Source organism: Streptomyces venetus, assembly GCF_039540295.1.
Taxonomy (GTDB): domain Bacteria; phylum Actinomycetota; class Actinomycetes; order Streptomycetales; family Streptomycetaceae; genus Streptomyces; species Streptomyces venetus.
This window is the reverse complement of the sequence record NZ_BAABET010000010.1, coordinates 101207-118408: the sequence shown is the minus strand read 5'-3', so window position 1 is coordinate 118408 and position 17202 is coordinate 101207. Positions and strand designations below refer to the sequence as shown.

The 17202-nt window shown below is 70.4% G+C and carries 13 protein-coding genes; 5 read left to right on the top strand and 8 right to left on the bottom strand.

All coding sequences use genetic code 11. The features are described 5' to 3' along the window. Positions 1-41: 41 nt before the first annotated feature. Genes sbnB through ABEA82_RS29740 form a run of 4 tightly spaced genes read right to left on the bottom strand, consistent with a single transcriptional unit; the run spans position 42 to position 7167 of the window. The gene (gene sbnB / locus ABEA82_RS29755; RefSeq protein WP_345664786.1) at positions 42-1109 is read right to left on the bottom strand and encodes a 2,3-diaminopropionate biosynthesis protein SbnB; all 1068 of its coding nucleotides are present in this window, start codon (positions 1107-1109) and stop codon (positions 42-44) included. Then, the gene (locus tag ABEA82_RS29750) at positions 1106-2122 is read right to left on the bottom strand and encodes a TauD/TfdA family dioxygenase (protein WP_345664785.1); all 1017 of its coding nucleotides are present in this window, start codon (positions 2120-2122) and stop codon (positions 1106-1108) included. The genes sbnB and ABEA82_RS29750 overlap by 4 nt, the downstream gene beginning before the upstream one ends. Positions 2123-2152: 30 nt before the next feature. Continuing rightward, positions 2153-4636 (bottom strand): non-ribosomal peptide synthetase, encoded by a 2484-nt coding sequence (locus tag ABEA82_RS29745; RefSeq protein WP_345664784.1) that lies wholly within the window; start codon positions 4634-4636, stop codon positions 2153-2155. Then, positions 4636-7167, bottom strand: a complete 2532-nt coding sequence (locus tag ABEA82_RS29740; RefSeq protein ID WP_345664783.1) for a Pls/PosA family non-ribosomal peptide synthetase — start codon at positions 7165-7167, stop codon at positions 4636-4638. The genes ABEA82_RS29745 and ABEA82_RS29740 overlap by 1 nt, the downstream gene beginning before the upstream one ends. 278 nt (positions 7168-7445) lie before the next feature. Between ABEA82_RS29740 and ABEA82_RS29735 the strand changes: the two genes are divergently transcribed. Further along, positions 7446-10640, top strand: a complete 3195-nt coding sequence (locus ABEA82_RS29735; RefSeq protein ID WP_345664782.1) for an alpha-L-rhamnosidase — start codon at positions 7446-7448, stop codon at positions 10638-10640. Positions 10641-10753: 113 nt separating this feature from the next. Here ABEA82_RS29735 and ABEA82_RS29730 read toward each other — a convergent pair whose 3' ends face one another. After that, a complete protein-coding gene (locus ABEA82_RS29730; protein ID WP_345664781.1) occupies positions 10754-11236 on the bottom strand; it encodes a hypothetical protein in 483 nt (160 codons plus the stop codon). Positions 11237-11644: 408 nt separating this feature from the next. Beyond that, entirely contained in the window at positions 11645-12211 is a 567-nt protein-coding gene (locus ABEA82_RS29725) for a TetR/AcrR family transcriptional regulator (RefSeq protein WP_345664780.1), read from the bottom strand. Positions 12212-12271: 60 nt separating this feature from the next. Here ABEA82_RS29725 and ABEA82_RS29720 point away from each other — a divergent pair, with 60 nt between their 5' ends. Continuing rightward, entirely contained in the window at positions 12272-13075 is an 804-nt protein-coding gene (locus ABEA82_RS29720) for a thioesterase family protein (RefSeq protein WP_345664779.1), read from the top strand. 416 nt (positions 13076-13491) lie between these two features. Beyond that, positions 13492-14739, top strand: coding sequence for an FUSC family protein (locus tag ABEA82_RS29715; protein ID WP_345664778.1), 1248 nt, complete (start codon positions 13492-13494; stop codon positions 14737-14739). A 118-nt stretch (positions 14740-14857) separates the two neighbouring features. Here the strand turns inward: ABEA82_RS29715 and ABEA82_RS29710 are convergent, their stop codons facing one another. Next, a complete protein-coding gene (locus ABEA82_RS29710) occupies positions 14858-15487 on the bottom strand; it encodes a TetR/AcrR family transcriptional regulator (protein ID WP_345664777.1) in 630 nt (209 codons plus the stop codon). Positions 15488-15578: 91 nt separating this feature from the next. On the opposite strand from ABEA82_RS29710, the gene ABEA82_RS29705 reads away from it, so the two are divergent. Beyond that, a complete protein-coding gene (locus tag ABEA82_RS29705) occupies positions 15579-16034 on the top strand; it encodes a DUF4345 domain-containing protein (RefSeq protein WP_345664776.1) in 456 nt (151 codons plus the stop codon). A gap of 131 nt (positions 16035-16165) precedes the next feature. Here the strand turns inward: ABEA82_RS29705 and ABEA82_RS29700 are convergent, their stop codons facing one another. Beyond that, the gene (locus tag ABEA82_RS29700; protein ID WP_345664775.1) at positions 16166-16498 is read right to left on the bottom strand and encodes a helix-turn-helix transcriptional regulator; all 333 of its coding nucleotides are present in this window, start codon (positions 16496-16498) and stop codon (positions 16166-16168) included. 107 nt (positions 16499-16605) lie between these two features. Between ABEA82_RS29700 and ABEA82_RS29695 the strand changes: the two genes are divergently transcribed. Then, the gene (locus ABEA82_RS29695; protein ID WP_345664774.1) at positions 16606-17010 is read left to right on the top strand and encodes an STAS domain-containing protein; all 405 of its coding nucleotides are present in this window, start codon (positions 16606-16608) and stop codon (positions 17008-17010) included. The last annotated feature ends 192 nt before the right edge of the window (positions 17011-17202 follow it).

Sequence of the window (17202 nt, the reverse complement as noted above, 5' to 3'; positions counted from 1 at the left end):
GTTCTCCTCGTACGGCGCCGGACGCGGGACGGGTTCCGTCCTCAGCCGTGCCGGCTCAATTCGTGAAAGAAGTGGTCGATGACGTGCAGTTCACCCGATCGGGCCACCTCGTCGTAGACGTAGCTGCCGACGGCGAGGTCCAGTACGCCCAGGCCGAACGGCGAGAAGACCACCGGTCGGTCCGCCGGGACCGTGACGCGGCCGTCCAGCACGTCGTCCAGCGTGCCGAGCAGGAAGTCGCGGTTGCCGGTGAGGCGTTCGGTGAGGTGCGGCGAGGTCGAGGCCCTGAGGCAGTGGTCGATGTCGTCGACGACGTTGGTGGCGTCGAGCAGCACCTGCGGCGAGAGGTCGCGCAGCGACACGTGCAGGACCACCGGGTTGTGCCGGAACCACGACGGCTCGCTGATGTGCGGCCGGTCGGCGACCGTGGCGAAGACGATCAGGTCGCTGAGACGGATCAGGTCCTCGGCGCTGCGGTGCACCGTGACGCGTCCGACGGCTCCGGACTGCTCCAGGTAGGTGCGGAAGCCGGCCGCGCTGTCGGCGGACAGGTCATGCACGCCGATGGCGTCGAAGGACCACCCGGTGCCCTCCAGATACGAGTGGATGTAGCGGGCGATCAGACCCGCCCCGACGAATCCCAGCCGGGCCGGGCGCGGCCGTCCCCTGCTGAGCCGGTCGGCCGCCGAAGCGGCGGACGCCGCGGTCCTGGCGGCGCTGATGATCGAGCTCTCCATGCAGGCGAAGGGGTAGCCCGTGACGGGGTCGTTGAGGATGAGTACGGCGGAAGCCCGGGGGATGCCCGAGGCGACGTTGCCGGGGACGCTGGAGATCCACTTCAGGCCGTCGACCCCGCCCTCGCCGCCGAGCGAGGCGGGCAGGGCGATGATCCGCGACATCGGCCGGTCGGGGAAGCGCAGGAACGAGGACGGCGGATTGACCGTACGGCCGGAGCCGTGCAGACGGTACGTCGCCTCGACGACCTCCACGACGGTCTTCTCGCGGCCCTGCAGCACCTCCTTGACCTGGCTTCCGGGGATGACCGCGAAGGGCGGCACCGCCGGGGTGTCTGTCCGGGCGGTCCGCGGGACCGTGTGCACGGTGGTCATGCCGCTTCCCTCCCCACCTGCGGTCCGGGAAGGCCGGGACGCACGGGGTCGGCCATCGCCACCACGATGTTCCGCGGCCCCTGGTACGCCTCCCGGCTGTGCGCGGTGCGGAGGTTGTCCACGATCATCAGGTCCCCTCGCTCCCAGGGCCGGCGTACGGTGTGGGCCTCGTACGTCTTGTTGATCTGCTCGACGACGTCCGGGGACACCGGATCGCCGTTGCCGTAACGGGTGTTGAAGGGCAGTCCGTCCGGTCCGTACTCCTCGACCAGGAACTCCCTGACCTCGGGCGCCATCGTCCACTCGTTCAGGAACGCGATCTGGTTGAACCAGCAGAACCGGCCGGAGACCGGGTGCCGCACGACGGCGTGCCGGTGCTGGCGCGTCCGCAGCGAACCGTCCGGCTGCCAGGACCAGTCGATCGCGTGCGCACGGCAGTAGGCCTCGACCCCGGCGCGGTCGTCGGTGCCGAACGACTGACCGAGCGTTGCGCCGATCCCGTCGTTGTAGGCCCGGGTGAGCAGCCAGCCCTCCCGGACGAAGCGGTCGACGAGGTCGGCCGGCAGCGCGTGCAGCACGGCGGTCGCGTCGGCCACCGCGGTGGCGCCGCCTTCGACGGGCGGCTCCAGGCAGGCGAACATCAGCAGGCCGGGGCACCGGACGGCGTAGCTGAGTTCGTGGTGCATGCACATGGGCTGGTTGGGTGGCCAGGCCGACGACGAGTAGACGCCGTCCGCATGGCGGTCGCGGGCGGCGAACGCCTCACGCTCGGCCATGGGGTGCTCGGCCACGCGGTGGAGGATCGACTCGATGTCGGCCGGAGTGCGCAGGCCGAGGCCGCGGACGGTGAGCACCCCGTGCTCGGCGACGAGTTCACGCAGCACGTCCCGCCGGCCGGCCGCCCAGCCCGCCGCGTCCAGCGTCTCCGGGACGCCCTCGGCGTCGAGCACCGGCAGGCCGTCCGGAGCCGCTTTCGTGGTGGCCCTGTTCTTGCTGAAGAGTGCCGACAGCATGTCGATCTCCTCTCGTGCTCCTCGTGTCTGTCACGGATCTCCGCCGGCCCGGGCGTCGATCAGGCGGGCCAGGTCGGCCAGGACGGGGTGGCCGGCGAGGTCGCGCGGGGAGATCACCCGGTCCAGCGCGACCGCGAGCCGTACCGCCGTCAGGGAGGTGCCGCCCAGGTCGAAGAAGTTGTCGTCCCGGCGGATCCGTCCGGGCGGTAGGCCGAGTTCCGTCGACCACTCCGCGGCGAGCCGCCGTTCGGCCGGGGTCCGCGGGGCGCCTCGGGAGTCCCGGGCCGGTCCGAGCTCCTCGGCGAGCGCCGTGAGTGCCTTGCGGTCGGTCTTGCCGTTCGCGTTGAGCGGCAGGCGGTCCAGCCGGTGAAAGAACGCCGGGACCATGTACGAGGGAAGCAGGTCCGCGAGCCGCTCCCGCAGCTGATCGGCGGCCGCCGCGCCCTCTCCCGTGCAGAAGGCGGCCAGCTGACGGCCGTACGCCTCCGCGCCGGTCACCACGACCGCGCAGTCGGTGACGCCGGGGACACGCAGCAGCGTGTTCTCGACCTCGCCGATCTCGACCCGGAACCCGCGGATCTTCACCTGCGTGTCCCCGCGGCCGAGGAACTCCAGTTTTCCGTCGGGCCGCCAGCGGCCGAAGTCGCCGCCGCGGTAGAGCCGCCCGCCGGGGCGGTGGGGATCGGCAGAGTAGGCGAGCCGGGTGCGTTCGGCGTCGTTGACGTAGCCACGCCCGACGCACACCCCGGAGAAGACGATGGCACCCGGGGCGCCGAGCGGAACCGGGCGCAGGTTCTCGTCGACGACGTACTGGTGCACGTTGGCGATGGGCCGGCCGAGGGGGATCCGGTCGGTGGCGGGCGCCCGGTCCATCACCTCGTGGTTGGTGTCGTCGGACGTCTCGGTCAGCCCGTAGGCGTTGACCAGCCGCACGGCCGGACCGGTGGCGAACCACCGCCGGACCAGCTCCCCGCGCAGCGCCTCGCCGGTGACGGACACGCACCGCAGGTCCGGCAGGTCGCGTGGGGCGCGCTCCAGTGCGGACAGGATGACGTCCAGATAGGACGGCACCACCTGGAGGACGTTGACGCGGCCCTCGGCGATCCTGTCCAGGAACCGGTCCGCGTCGAGGACGGCCTCCTGCTCGACCAGCAGGGTCCGTCCGCCCGTCAGCAGCCCCGCCAGCAACTGCCACAGCGAGATGTCGAAGCACTGCGAGGCGGTCTGCGCCACCACGGTGCCCTCGCCGATGACCAGATCGTCGATCTTGGCGTACAGGTGGTTGAGCAGGCCGGCGTGCTCGCACAGCGCGCCCTTCGGCTCGCCGGTGGAGCCGGAGGTGAAGAAGACGTACGCGAGCCGATCCGCCGGGATGTCCAGGCCGAGGTCCGTCCCGTCGGTGTCCCGGTCGGTGACGTCCGGGACGAGCAGTCGCCGGGTTCCGGGGAGCGTCGCGAGCGCCCGGTCCAGCCGCGTGGTGCTGTCCGGTTCGGTGAGGACGTACGAGCAGTCGGCACGGCTGAGCATGGTGGCGATGCGGCCGGGCGGGTGCCCCGGGTCGACGGGCAGGTAGACCCCGCCCGCCTTGAGGACGCCGAGCACGCAGGCCGCCCAGTGGAGGTCGCGTTCGGTCACCACGGCGACCGTCTCCTCGCGGCCGAGCCCCTGGGCCAGCAGGGCGCGCGCCAGCCGGTTGGCCCGCGTGTTGAGGTCCCCGTACGTCCAGCACCGGTTCCGGTGGACCACGGCGACGGCGTCCGGATGCCGTCGCACCCGCTCCTCGAACAGCTCGTGGAAACGACGGTCCGGGAGCGCGCGGCGCCGCCCCGCCAGCCCGTCGAGCTGGAACCGGAGTTCGTCCTCGGACAGCAGGCTGCGTCGGTCATGAGGGGCGTCGGGGCCGGTGGCGACCGCCTCCAGCGCGGCCAGGTGGTACCCCCCGATCCGGGCGGCGCAGTCCGCGTCCAGCAGGTCCGCCCGGTGGCGCAGGCGCAGCACGAGCCGGCCGCCCTCCTCGCCCGCCGAGACGCCGAGCAGCGCACTGCCGCCCGGCGTGACGTCGACCTCGTGCCCGGAGGGGGCGAACACCGCTTCCGGGCCGGTGAGGGGCGGCGAGCCGGTCCCGGTCGACCCCACCGCGGCCTCGGCCCGCAGGGCGTCGAGCACCAGTCGCCGCCAGGTGCCGGGGCCGACCGTCAGTGCGAAGGGCAGCGGCTCGGTCCGGCCCGGGGCCAGATAGCCGCTGCGCACCTCGGGATCGCCGGACAGCAGGGCGAGCACCTTCGCATGGGCCGCGAGAAGGATCGCGCTGAGCGGCACGCCGAGTTCACCGGCCCGCACACGCAGGGCCGCCGTCACGTCGTCGGGGACCTCTGTGACCTGTTCTCCGGTGCCGGGCAGCGGCTCCTTCGCCCATCGGGGCAGGGCCGTGAAGCCGCCCTCGGCCCGGCCGAACCGGCCCTCGGCCCGGCTGTCGTGTCCGGGGGCGCGGGCGTCGGTCGCTGTCGGTGCCATCACTGCGCACCTCCGCTCTCGTCGAGTGCCGGGCGGGCCGGATTCCCCGCCCAACGGGTGTGCTCGGGGACCGTCTCGCCCTTCATGAGGAAGGAGTCCGCCGCCAGCTCGGCCCCGTCACCGACCGTCACGCCGTAGTGCACGAACGCCCCGACGCCCAGCGTGCAGCCGGCACCGAGCCGGATGCGGTCCGACTTGAACGTGCCGTCCTCCTGGGAGTGGCACTGCAGGACACTGCCCGAGTTGAGGGTGCAGTCGTCCCCGATGGCGGCCATGCGGCGCTCCGTCAGCGCGCAGCCGTCGTCGAAGACCCGCGCCCCGATCCGGACGCCCAGCAGGCGCCACACGAGGCTCTTGAACGGGGTGCCGTCGACGACGTGCAGATATGTCTCGGACGGGACCTTCCAGTAGCGCTCGCGCCGCCAGAACCGGCGGTCGTAGATCGAGCAGAACAACGGCCCCGGGGGGCGCACCGCCGTGACCGCCCGTTCGACGAGGACGTAGTACAGGAAGGTGAACGGCAGTACGACGACGTTGGCGAGCGCGAGGACCACGGTGCCGTGGGACGGGTACTTGCTCGCTGCGAGCGAGAAGAGCAGCACGACGCAGAAGAAGTACAGCCACCCCGTCAGCAGGTGACAGGTCATGGTGACGGCGTTGTGCCGGTTCTTGGCCGCGAGGCCGCGGCGCGGAACGCTGCCGTCCTTGAGGTCGTCGAACGTGCTGTCCCGCGCCACCGACCGCGGGATCTCGAAGCACGGAGAGCCGAGAAGCCCCACGTCGTGCCGGAGCGGCCCGTTGAGGGGCACCGCCACCTTGGTGGCGAGGAGGCAGTTGTCGCCGGTCCTGCCGCCGGCCGGGTAGGCGATCCGGTTCCCGAGGAAGTTGTGCGCCCCGATCGTGGTCGGCGACAGCCGGAAGGAGGTGCTGGAGTACTCGGCGTTCATCAAGGACAGTCCGTCCGCGACCATGGTCCCGGTGCCGACCCTGCTCAGATAGGGGCTCTCGTGCTTGACCTGGGTGCCGAAGTTCGAGCCGGTCTGCGCCACGGGGGAGAGCCGGTACCCGATCCAGCGCAGGTAGTGCACGATGCACGAGCTGTCGCCGAACAGGCGGGTCAGGGCCTTCCTGTTCGTCATCAGGACGATCGTCCGGTGCACGGTGTGATGGAAGCCGAAGAGCGGATACGTCCGTTCGGGCCGGACGAGCCTGCCCAGCAGCCGTGGGACGGTGGCCAGGACCACGAGAGCGGCGATCACGCCGCCGAAGAACACGACGACCGTGACCACCAGCAGGTCGACGTAGAGCACCGACATCCCGCCGCCCTTCAGCGCGGCGGATCCCTCCAGCATCCGGGAGAGCAGCACGTCCAGGCAGCCCACGGCCAGCGGCACGTACACCAGGAGAACCGTGAGCATGAGCAGGGCGCCGTGGACCGCTCGCCGCGCGGTGCCGCACCGCGCGGGCTCGACCGTAGGGAGGTCGGCGTCCGCCGGCTGGGCCGGAGAGCCGTGCCAGTGCGCGCCGTCGGGGACCGCCTGGCCGGTGTGCAGGGAGGACGCGTGCCCGAGCCGGGATCCGTCGCCGAGCCGGGTCCCGATGTCCAGCACGGTCACCTCGTCGACGACCGCGTCCCGGCCCAGCGTGACCGGCCCTGTCTCGATCACACCGTCGACCGCGTGGTAGCAGCTGATCAGGGCGTCCTTGCGGACGAGCGCGCCGTCCCCGACCGTCAGCAGGTCCGTGCAGACCGGGACACCGCGCGACAGGATCGTCACGCCTCTGCCGATCCGCGCGCCCAGGACCCGGAGAAAGAGGGGGTACAGCGGCGATCCGACGAACAGGACCACCGGGCTCGACCGGATCAGTGTCTTGACCAGCCAGAACCGGAAGTAGCTGAAGCTCCAGACGCGGAACCGCCGGGGCCTGAACCGGCCGATGAGCAGCCACTTGGCGACCACGGGCAGGGCGCACAGCAGGGCGAACAGCACGGCGCCGAAGACGACGCTGCGCAGGTAGGCGTCGAGCAGATCCGCCTGCGCGGAGATCCATTCGTAGCCCTGGGCGGTGACGGCGCCCAGGAGAAAGGCATAACCGAGGAAGGCCAGGAGCTGGAGTGAGCCGCACAGCACGCGGTGGGGGCGGCCCGTCGGCGGCGCCGGTGCCGGTGCCGTAGGTGGTGCCGACGGTGCGGGCGTCTCCGGTCGGGAAGGGCGCGGGGCGGTGTCGAGCAGTCCGGCTGCCAGTCGGCCGGCGGTCGGATGCCGGTAGACGTCACGCATCGACACCGGAGGCAGGTCCGGCCGTTTCCTCACCCGCGCGCAGAAGTGCGCCATCACCAGCGAGTCGGCGCCGAGATCGTCGAAGAAGTGGCTGTCGAGAGGCACCTCGTCCAGGTGCGCGACCTCAGCCAGCAGCCCGGCCAGCTGCTCGGCGACCACGGACACCGCGGCGGGCTCCGGCGGCGCTTCACGGGTTCGGCTCTCCTCCGAGAGGCCCCTTCCCGCCTCCTGGAGCTGCTGTCCCGTCATGGAAACCCCCTCGGCACCCTGCTGTGCTGTCGCGTGTTCTGGCTCGCTAAGGGGTGTACGTAGCCAGGCAGCCGAGGGATGCAGCGTCCGGCCGTTCTTCTCAGATCGTGAGCGGATATCTCACCAGATGACAGCCCGCTTCGCATGGGTGAAAGGATTCAAGCCTCTTCCGGGACAGTGAACGTCTCCGCCGTCCCAGCACTTGACGCCTCCATGCAGCCTCCCTAGGTTCCCCTCCACCTAAAACGTTTCACCTCCCGCAGGAAACGGAGACGACCGTGATCAGCAGGAGAGAACTACTGGGAACGGCCGGCGCCGCCGCCGTCGCCACGACCCTGACCGGCACGGGCGCCCACGCCGCAGCGGCGGACGGCACGGCGAAGGCGCAAGCCGGGACGGCGCGGCTGCGGGTCACCGCGCCCACCGTCGAGTACGCCGGCCATCCGCTCGGCATCGACGCGCCGCGGCCACGGCTGAGCTGGCCGATGTCCGGTGCGAGAACCCAGAGCGCCTATCAGGTGAGAGTGGCCACGACCCCACAGCGACTGGCGGACCCCGATGTCTGGGACAGCGGCCGGGTCGCCTCCGCCGAGTCGGCCCTCGTGCCGTACGCAGGGCCCGCTCTGGAGCCGCGCACCCGCTATCACTGGCAGGTCCGCGTATGGGACACCTCGGGCACGGCCTCCCCGTGGAGCGAGCCGTCCTGGTGGGAGACCGGCATCGCGGACTGGTCGGCCCGCTGGATCACCGCTCCCGGCGAGCTCGTCGACGCACCCGCCCTGAAGGGGGCGTCCTGGATCTGGTTCCCCGAGGGCGACCCCACCCAGAGCGTGCCCGCGGCGACACGATGGTTCCGTGGCCTCATCGACATCCCGGCCGGAGTGACACGTGCCCGTCTGGTCCTCACCGCCGACGACGGCTGCACGGCCCACGTGAACGGCACGCAGGTCGCCTCCGTCGCGGCGGATTCCGACTCCGACGCGTGGCGCCGCCCCGCCCTGATCGACGTCACGAAGTCCATCGGCACAGGCCCGGGGGTTCTCGCCGTCGCAGCGACGAACGCCACGGAAGGACCGGCCGGACTGCTGGCCGTGCTCGAACTGACCCTGGCCGACGGATCGCGGCACCTGGTGTCCACGGGGGACGACTGGAGGGCCACGGACACGCAACCGACCGGGGACTGGACTTCCCGCGCCTACGACCACTCGTCCTGGCCGGCCGCCAGGAAGGCGGCGTCATGGGGCGCCGGCCCCTGGGGCGAAGTGGCCCCCGACCACGCCCCCGCGGCGCAACTGCGCCACACCTTCCAGCTCAAGCGCGGAAAGATCACCCGCGCCCGCCTCTACGCGACGGCCCTCGGCCTGTACGAGGCCCGGCTCAACGGGCGCCGCGTCGGTGAGGACCGGCTCGCTCCCGGCTGGACGGACTACGGCAAGCGGGTGCAGTACCAGACGTACGACGTGACCGGACTGCTCTCGTCCGGCCCCAACGCGCTCGGTGTCACCCTGGCCGCGGGCTGGTACTCGGGCAACATCGCCTGGGCGGGACCGCACCACTACGGCGAACGGCCCGCCCTCCTGGCCCAGCTGGAGGTGACCTACCAGGACGGCTCGACACAGCGCGTGACCACCGGCACCGGCTGGCGCGCCGCGACCGGACCCGTCACCAGAGCGGACCTGCTGGCAGGTGAGGACTACGACGCCCGCCTGGAGACCGAGGGCTGGACCCGCCCCGGCTTCGACGACGGCCACTGGGCACCGGCCGAGACCTTCGACAACGTCACGGCCGAGCCGGTCGCCCAGCTCGACGCGCCCTGCCGGGTCGAACGAGTCCTGCCCGCCCGCGAGGTGACGGAGCCGAAGCCTGGCGTGTACGTCTACGACTTCGGCCAGAACATGGTCGGCACGGTCCGGCTCACCGTGTCCGGCAAGACGGGCACCACCGTCCGCCTGCGCCACGCCGAGGTGCTGAACCCCGACGGGACGATCTACACGGCCAATCTGCGCACGGCCCGGGCCACCGACACCTATGTCTGCAAGGGCACCGGCCCGGAAACCTGCGAACCCCGCTTCACCTTCCACGGGTTTCGCTACGTCGAGGTGACGGGGTGCGACAGCGCACCTCCCCTCAGCGCGGTGAAGGGGCTCGTCGTCCACACGGCGGCCCCGTTCACCATGGAGTTCGACACCGATGTGCCCATGCTCAACCAGCTGCACAGCAACATCACCTGGGGGCAGCGCGGCAACTTCCTGTCGGTGCCGACGGACACGCCCGCACGGGACGAACGGCTCGGCTGGACCGGTGACATCAACGTCTTCGCACCGACCGCCACCTACGTCATGGAATCGGCGCGCTTCCTGTCGAAGTGGCTGCACGACCTGCGCGAGGCCCAGACCGACGACGGGGCGTTCCCGGACGTGGCACCCGACCCGCGGATCACGGGTTCGGGAACGGCCGGCTGGGGAGACGCCGGGGTCACCGTGCCGTGGGCCCTCTACCAGGCCTACGGAGACACGCGTGTGCTGGAGGAGTCGTGGTCGTCGATGCTGAAGTGGCTCGACCATCTGCGAGCCCACAGCTCCGGCTACCTGCGTCCCGCCACCGGCTACGGCGACTGGCTGAACGTGCAGGACGAGACTCCCAAGGACGTCATCGCCACCGCATGCTTCGCCCACGCGGCCGACCTCGTGGCACGCACGGCCCAGGCACTGGGCAAGGACAGTGCGCCGTACACCGACCTGTTCCGGGCCGTGCGCGACGCCTTCCGCGCCGCCTACGTCGACAGGAACGCGAGGGTGAAGGGCGATACGCAGACCGCATACGTACTGGCCCTGTCCATGGACCTGCTGGCCGGAACCGACCGGGAGCCCGCCGCTGACCGGCTGGTTTCCCTGATCCGCAGCAAGGACTGGCACCTGTCGACGGGATTCCTCGGCACGCCGCGGCTGCTGCCCGTCCTCACCGACACCGGCCATGTCGACGTCGCGTACCGGCTGCTCGAACAACGCTCGTTCCCCAGCTGGGGCTACCCGATCGACCGGGGCTCCACGACGATGTGGGAACGCTGGGACTCCATCCGCCCCGACGGCTCCTTCCAGGACGCCGGCATGAACTCGTTCAACCACTACGCCTACGGATCCGTGGGGGAGTGGATGTACGCCAACATCGCGGGCATCGCACCGGGCGAACCCGGCTACCGCAGGGTCCTCGTCCGCCCACGACCAGGAGGCAGCCTCAAGAGGGCCCGGGGACGCCTGCACTCGGTACGCGGGCCGATCTCGACGCGCTGGACGCTGGACGGCGAGACATTCAGTCTCTCCCTCGGCGTTCCCGCGAACACGACCGCCGAGGTGTGGATCCCCCTTCGCCGCGACACTGACCATGTCACCCATGGGGAAGCTCAGTTGCAGCGAACCGAGGAAGGCTGTGCGGTGTTCCTCGCGCCACCGGGCCATCACCGGTTCGTCAACTGACCGTCCCGGACGAAGGCGCATACTCGATGGGTACGGGCCCGGCCCGTTTGTGGCGGGCCGGGGTCCAAGTGCCACACGGGCAGTCTCGTCACTGCCCTTGGTCCGCGCGAGGGTCAGTGGTGCTTGTTGTCGACCGCTCGGAAGCTGCCGACCAGCGCGAACGGCACCACAGCGCCATCGAACACGGTCGTGCCGGGGATGACACTGCTGGAGTTCCGGGGCCCGATCGTCGCAATGGCGGCGCCGTTGTCGCAGGTGATCCCGGTGAAGAATTCGATGGTCCTGTTGCTCTCGTTTCGGACGTTGAAGCTGGTGGCGGGACTACTGATCACAGCGGTGCACACACCCGGGTCCGCCGAATAGATCCGCTCGTTGACGAAAACCCGTCCCTCGTCATCGTTCCTGTGGCGGTTGTTGTTGTTGTTGTTGAAGTCCGTCTGGCCGTCGCCTCCGAGGGGAGCGGAGGCATCGGCATCCTGCATCGCCGGGGCGGACTGCGGGACGGAGCTGGAAGCCGAGGCGTAGTTCACGCCGGTTGCGGCCAGGACCGCGATGCCCACGGACAGTGCGATCGCGACAACGGTACGGCCGCGCACTCCGTTTTTCCTTTTCTCAGGCATTCCACTCCTCCATCTCTCAGGGATGTCAGCTGAGCCGCCGACCATGATCGAACATACTCATGTCCATTTCTGTCGCCACCTCGGGAAATTCTGAAGGGCCGACAGAAGGGGCCGATCGGGTGTTCGAAAGCCCTGGATCGCACTTATGATGGGTCATCAGAAACACTTCACTGGAGGCCAGTTGTTACTACTTTTAAGCCGCCCGGGGGACCCGGCTGACGCTCTTTCACACTGGCGCTGGCGTGTCGTGCATTGAAAATGCGCCGCACAGCGGCTAACGCCCCCACCGGACTTCCGTTTGTCCTGTTCAGCGGCCTCGTGACGGGATTGCAGCGGGCGTGAGTGTGGTGATGGCCGGGAAGGCCTGGCCAGGCCACCGCTCGGCTACGGCTTGACCTGCGCCGCCGCGTCAAGGGCGAGCATCGCCACCGCGCGGGCGGCGCGTGCCGGAGTGCCACTGCCCTGCAGTACGCACTCCGCCGCGGCCCCATCGACCAGCGTGACCACTTGCCAGGCCAGCGCCGCCGGGTCCGCCGCATGCAGCGCCTGAGCCAGTGTGCGCAGGCGTGCCCGTAGGCGTGCCTTGTGGTCTCGTACGACCTGCCGCCCCGGATGTCCCGCCGGCAACTCCAGGCCGGCCCGCACGAACGGGCAGCCGTGGAAGCCGGGACGTGTGGCGGCCCGGCCGATCCTGTCGAACATCCCTGCCACCTGGCGGCGCGGATCGAGGTCGCTCTGCGGGAGCAGCCAGTCCAGATGCGTCTCGTCCCTGAACCTCAACACGGCGACGACCAGATCGTCCTTGCTGGGAAAGTGCCGGTACAACGACATCTTCCCCACCGATGCGTGCTCGGAGATCACATCGACGCCGGTCGCCCCGATGCCGTGCTCGTAGAACAGCGCAGCCGCCGAGCGCAGCACCCGCTCACGGGCGTCCCTGGTGCCAACCACGATCCTTACGATACAGATCTGTCTCGCCCCCGGACGATACAGACCTGTATCGTCGCCGGGATGACGAACGAGCCCTTCTACCGCCGGGTGGGACCCGCCGCGTTCGAGCCGACGCGTGCCACCGAGAGCCCCTGGGACCAGTCGTTGCAGCACGGCGGCCCGCCGTCCGCGCTCCTGCTCGGAGAGATCGAGAAGGCGGTGGCCGGCCATGGGCGGATCACGGCGGCCCAGATCGACTTCCTCGGCGCGATCCCGCGCGAGCCCGGCGAGGTCGGGGTGCGCACGCTCCGTCCCGGTCGCCGGGTCCGCCTCGACGCGGCCACGCTGACGATCGGCGGCAGGGTGGTGGCGGAAGCCAGGTGCTGGACGATGACCACGAGCGCAGGAGCGGACCGGCGCGTCGAACACCGCTCGTCGCCGCTGCCCCCCATCCCGTCCGCCACGCCCGGTCGGCCCTTCCCCGGTTTCCCGGATGGCTGGCACTATCCCGACGCGATCGAGTGGCGGTTCGTCCACGGCGATGGCGCCCAGCCGGGGCCTGCCGCGGTCTGGACCCGGGTCCGGGTTCCGGTGGTCGAGGGTGAGGCCACGACCCCGTTGCAGCGCCTGGCGGTGGTCGCCGACTCGGCGAACGGCATCTCCAGCGAGCTCGCGCTGGATCGCTTCCTGTTCGTGCCGACGGCGTTGCAGTTGAGTCTGCACCGGCATCCCGCGGGGGATTGGATCTTGCTGGACGCCCGTACTTCCCTGTCCGGAGACGGGATCGGGGCCACGGTGACGGGCCTGCACGACGTGTCCGGGGCGATCGGCACCGCAACCCAGCCACTCCTCGTCGAACCCCGCCGTCCCGCCGGGCAGGGGTAGGGCGCCGGCAGGGAACCTGCGGGGCGGCAGGCGGATGCGGACCTCAGTCGGGCAGTCCCCAGAACGACTCGTGCAGGCTCGTCGGTGCTCCTGAGACGTTCCCGGTCATTCCGGTGCCCCTTTCGCCGGTTTTCCTACTGATTGTTCCGCTCGTTGCGGGGATGGCTTCAGGGTGCGCCTGACCTGCGCGTTCGTGTGCCGGGGGAGCGGACCCCCACCCGGCAGCGTCGGGCTGCCGCTCTTCCCCTCCCGGGTGGGTGACGCCCCAGCCCTGGCCCGAGCTGTGGCCCGCGCTGCACCGGGGTCGTCGAGCCCGCGGGGCCCGGGACAGGTATGACCTCTTGCACAGTCTGCGGTGGCCGGCACGGGGTACCTCTTGGCCCGGCAGCCGTGGCGGAACGAGAACGGGAGAGAAGATGGCCGAAGCCGCTGCAGGAGCACAGCGCGCACCGGCGGCAGCCCAGAGTCGGCCGGCCCGGGTGAGGCAGTGGTTCGGCCGGGCGGGTTCGGACGGGCACGAGCGGCACACTCTGGCCCTCATAGGCAAGAGCACCCTCGCCGCAGCCGTTTCATGGGTGATCGCGCACGATGTCATGGCCGCGCAGTCTCCGGCGTTCGCGCCGTTCTCCGCGGTGCTGATCATGCAGGTCACCGTCTACCAGTCCTTGGTGCAGGCTCTGCGCTACGTGGGTGCGGTCGCCGTGGGCGTGGGGCTCCAGGGGGTACTGGGTCTGCTGGCCGGCCCGCACCTGCTCACGTTCGTGCTGGTGACGCTGGCGGCCCTGGCCATCGGACGATGGCGGCCCCTGGGCTCCCAGGGCTCGCAGGTCGCCACCGCGGCGTTCTTCGCCTTCTCCACGTACGTCGCGGCCACCAGCGACGCACAGCGCTGGTCCCAGCTCGGCCAGATCATCGTGCTCGTGCTCATCGGCTGCGGCATCGGTGTCGTGGTGAACACACTGGTGCTGCCCCCCCTGCGGTACCGCAGCGCCGAATACGGCATCCACACCCTCGCCCGCTCGCTGTGCGACCTGGTCGGTGACATGTACCCGGCGCTGCGCGAGGGAAAGCTGGAAGGGGAACGCACCCAGCACTGGCGGCGGCGCGCCGCCCACCTGACGCCGATCGTGCAGCAGGCCCAGTCCTCGGTCCACACCGCCTGGGAGAGCACCCTCTACAACCCCCGACGCCTACGGCGCCGTCACCGCCACCGCACGTCCTTCGACGGCTACCAGGCCGTCGTCGACGCCCTGGAACGCGTCACCCACCAAGTGGGCTCCCTGACCCGCAGCCTCGACCAGTGGCACGATGCCGCCGCCAACCGGGACCACCTCGACTTCGTCCGCGCCTACGGCGACTTCCTGGCCTCCCTCGCCCACATCGCCGAGCTGCTCAGCCAGATCGACGAAGACCAGTTGCGAGACCAGACCCAGGAGCTGTGCGAGGCTGCCGCGGAAGCTCAACAGTGCCGCGCCCGGCTGGAGGACGAAGCCCACGCCGGCGCCCTCCCGCTCGGCGACCCGGCCCAGCCGTACGGCATCCTCATGGCCGAGGCCAGCCGTCTGACGGACGAGTTCCAGCACACCTGCGACGTACTCAAGCACGGCGTCGACGAAGCCGGGGCCACATCCACGGCTCCCGCAGTTGGAAGTGAGCACGACTGAGCCATGCCGGGAGCTGCCGTCGGGCGCAGCCCGAGTCGGCCACGCAGCCGATCTCGCCCAGGGACCGGCGGCGGACGACCCTCGCAGCCCAGCAGTCACGATCACGTGACGACAGGCTCTAGACACCCGTGCCGTGTCCTCGCGGCGGCCAGTCGGGGGCGGGGTCGTGGGCGAGGAGCGGTCGGAGGGCGCCGAGAACCGCGCCGACGCAGACGTCGCGCAGCTCGCCGCGGGTACAGGTCTCGTGGGCGAGCCAGTCGACGCACAGGACTTGAACGAAGACCAGCCAGCTCTTCAGGACGCCGGACACCGCCTCGCGTGCGCTCTCGTCCGCGAGGGGGAGGACGGCCAGCAGCCGTGCACGGAGGGCGTCCAGCTCGTTCGTCATGATCGTCTGGATCACCGGGTCGCCTGCGAGGACCCGGTTCGCCGCGAGGACGGCGTTGCGGTTCGCCACGAAGTAGTCGAGATGGACGTCCATCCCCTGGACCAGCTGTTCCACCAGGGAGTCGGCGGGGTCGAGCCGCGTCTCCGCGAGCAGCTGGTCCGCCGCCTGCTGGTAGACGGCTGCGAAGAGGGCGTGCTTGCTGGGGAAGTGACGGTAGAGCAGGGCCCTGGAGACGCCGGCCTTTTCGGCGACCTCTTCCATCAGCACGTCCTCGTAGGGATGAGCGGCGAAGAGCCGTGCGCCGACGGCGAGGAGTTGGGCTCGGCGGGCGGCGGGGGTGAGTCGCTGGCGGGAAGGCACGAACGCAGTCTAGTTGACATGGGTCTACTAGTGCGCCTCAATGTAGTAGACGCATGTCAACTAAGCGCTGCCAAGGCGGCTTGGAGGGACGATGGCCAGGGTTCTGCGCGCACTCGTACAGCTGATGGGCTGGGCCTGTGTGATGATCGGTCTGTTCCATGTGGCACTCGGCAACGCGGCGCTCCCTGGCGCTGCCTCCGCCGGCGCGACGGTCGACAGCTGGGGCCGGTTCATGGGGGCCAGCTTCGTCGGCTACGGGCTGGCCTGGCTCTGGGCCGCGCGGCAGCGTCCCATCCCGGCTCGGGCGGTGCGGTGGCTGGCCGGCGTCTTCTTGCTGGGCGGTGTGGGCCGGCTGCTCTCGCTCGCCGTGCACGGCTGGCCGCAGTGGTTCCAGATCGCGCTGACGGTGATCGAGCTCGGCCTGCCTCCGGTCTTCCTCTGGCTGGCCGACGCGGAGGAGCGGGCGCCGCACGGGGATGTGGAGGCCGCACCCGCTGCCCGCCGGAGCGCCGGCGGTCCCCGTGCTGCCCGTGAGCGACCTCTGTGATCAGGCGTGAGGGCGGCGGCCTCGGGCGGAGATCGGCCGGCGCCGGGATGGTGCAGCGTTCGCCGAGGCTTCGGCCTTCATCAGCCGATGCCTCGGCATTCACCAGCCGAGCCCTCGGCGCTCACCAGGCGTTACTGCGGAGCGACCGGTTTTCTGGTGCGTTCCGTTTCGTCCTGCACGAGCAGGGACAGCAGGGCGGCCACAGAGAGGCCTGCTTCGGCCGGGTGGCGCAGCACCTTGTCCGGTTCGATGCGGTAGGTGTTGATGCGCCCGTCCCTGGTGTGGGAGAGGTATCCGTCCTGCTCGAGGTCGGAGATGATCCGCGCGACGGCGCGCTCGGTGAGCCGGCAGCGGGCGGCGATGTCACGGATACGGACGTTCGGGTTGTCGGCGATGGTTGCCAGTACGCGCGCGTGGCTGGTGATGAACGTCCATCCGGTGTGGGCTTCGGGCACTCCGACCATGCCGAGCATTTTAGAGGGCCCCGTTGCCTGAATCCAGTTACATGACATACTTTTCAGGTAATCGATGACGTGCTCCCGTAGGGGAGAGTCGCAGAAGGAGCCCGAAAGTGTCCTGGGACGAGGCTGTCGCGCCGACGCTCACGAGCAACGCCGGCGAGAAGCCGTTGCCGGATCAGGCCGCTGAGCGCGCCTCCGGAGGGGCTGCGGTGCTCCAGTACCCGCTCGCCGGGGCCTGGGTCGTCATAGCCCGCGGCGCCTACGACATGGACTCCATCACGCCGCTCGCCGAGGCGCTGGGGACCGCGGTCGGCAAGCATCCGAAGACGATCCTGGACGCCTCCTGCGTCACCTTCGCGGACTCGGCGTTTCTGAATCTGCTGATCCTCACCCACCAGGCGGGCACACTGCGCGTGGTCGCGCCCTCGCCGCAGGTTCGGCGCTTGTGTGAGATCACCGGAGTCGACCATCTCCTGGAGATTCGAGGCACGATCGACGAGGCTGCCGCCTCCTGAGCGTGGCGCCCCACCCAGTCGTCCGTGTCGGCCCCGAGCGGTGATCTTCCTTTCGTGCTCGCCTGGCCTCAACCGCACCCGGATCACCCGGCTCACATGGGATAACCCATGTGAGCGAGTTCCTTCAGGTCATCGGGCGGCCCGGCGGACCAGGCCAACGGCAAGGCCGGAGCGCAGCTCTCCGCGAGTAAA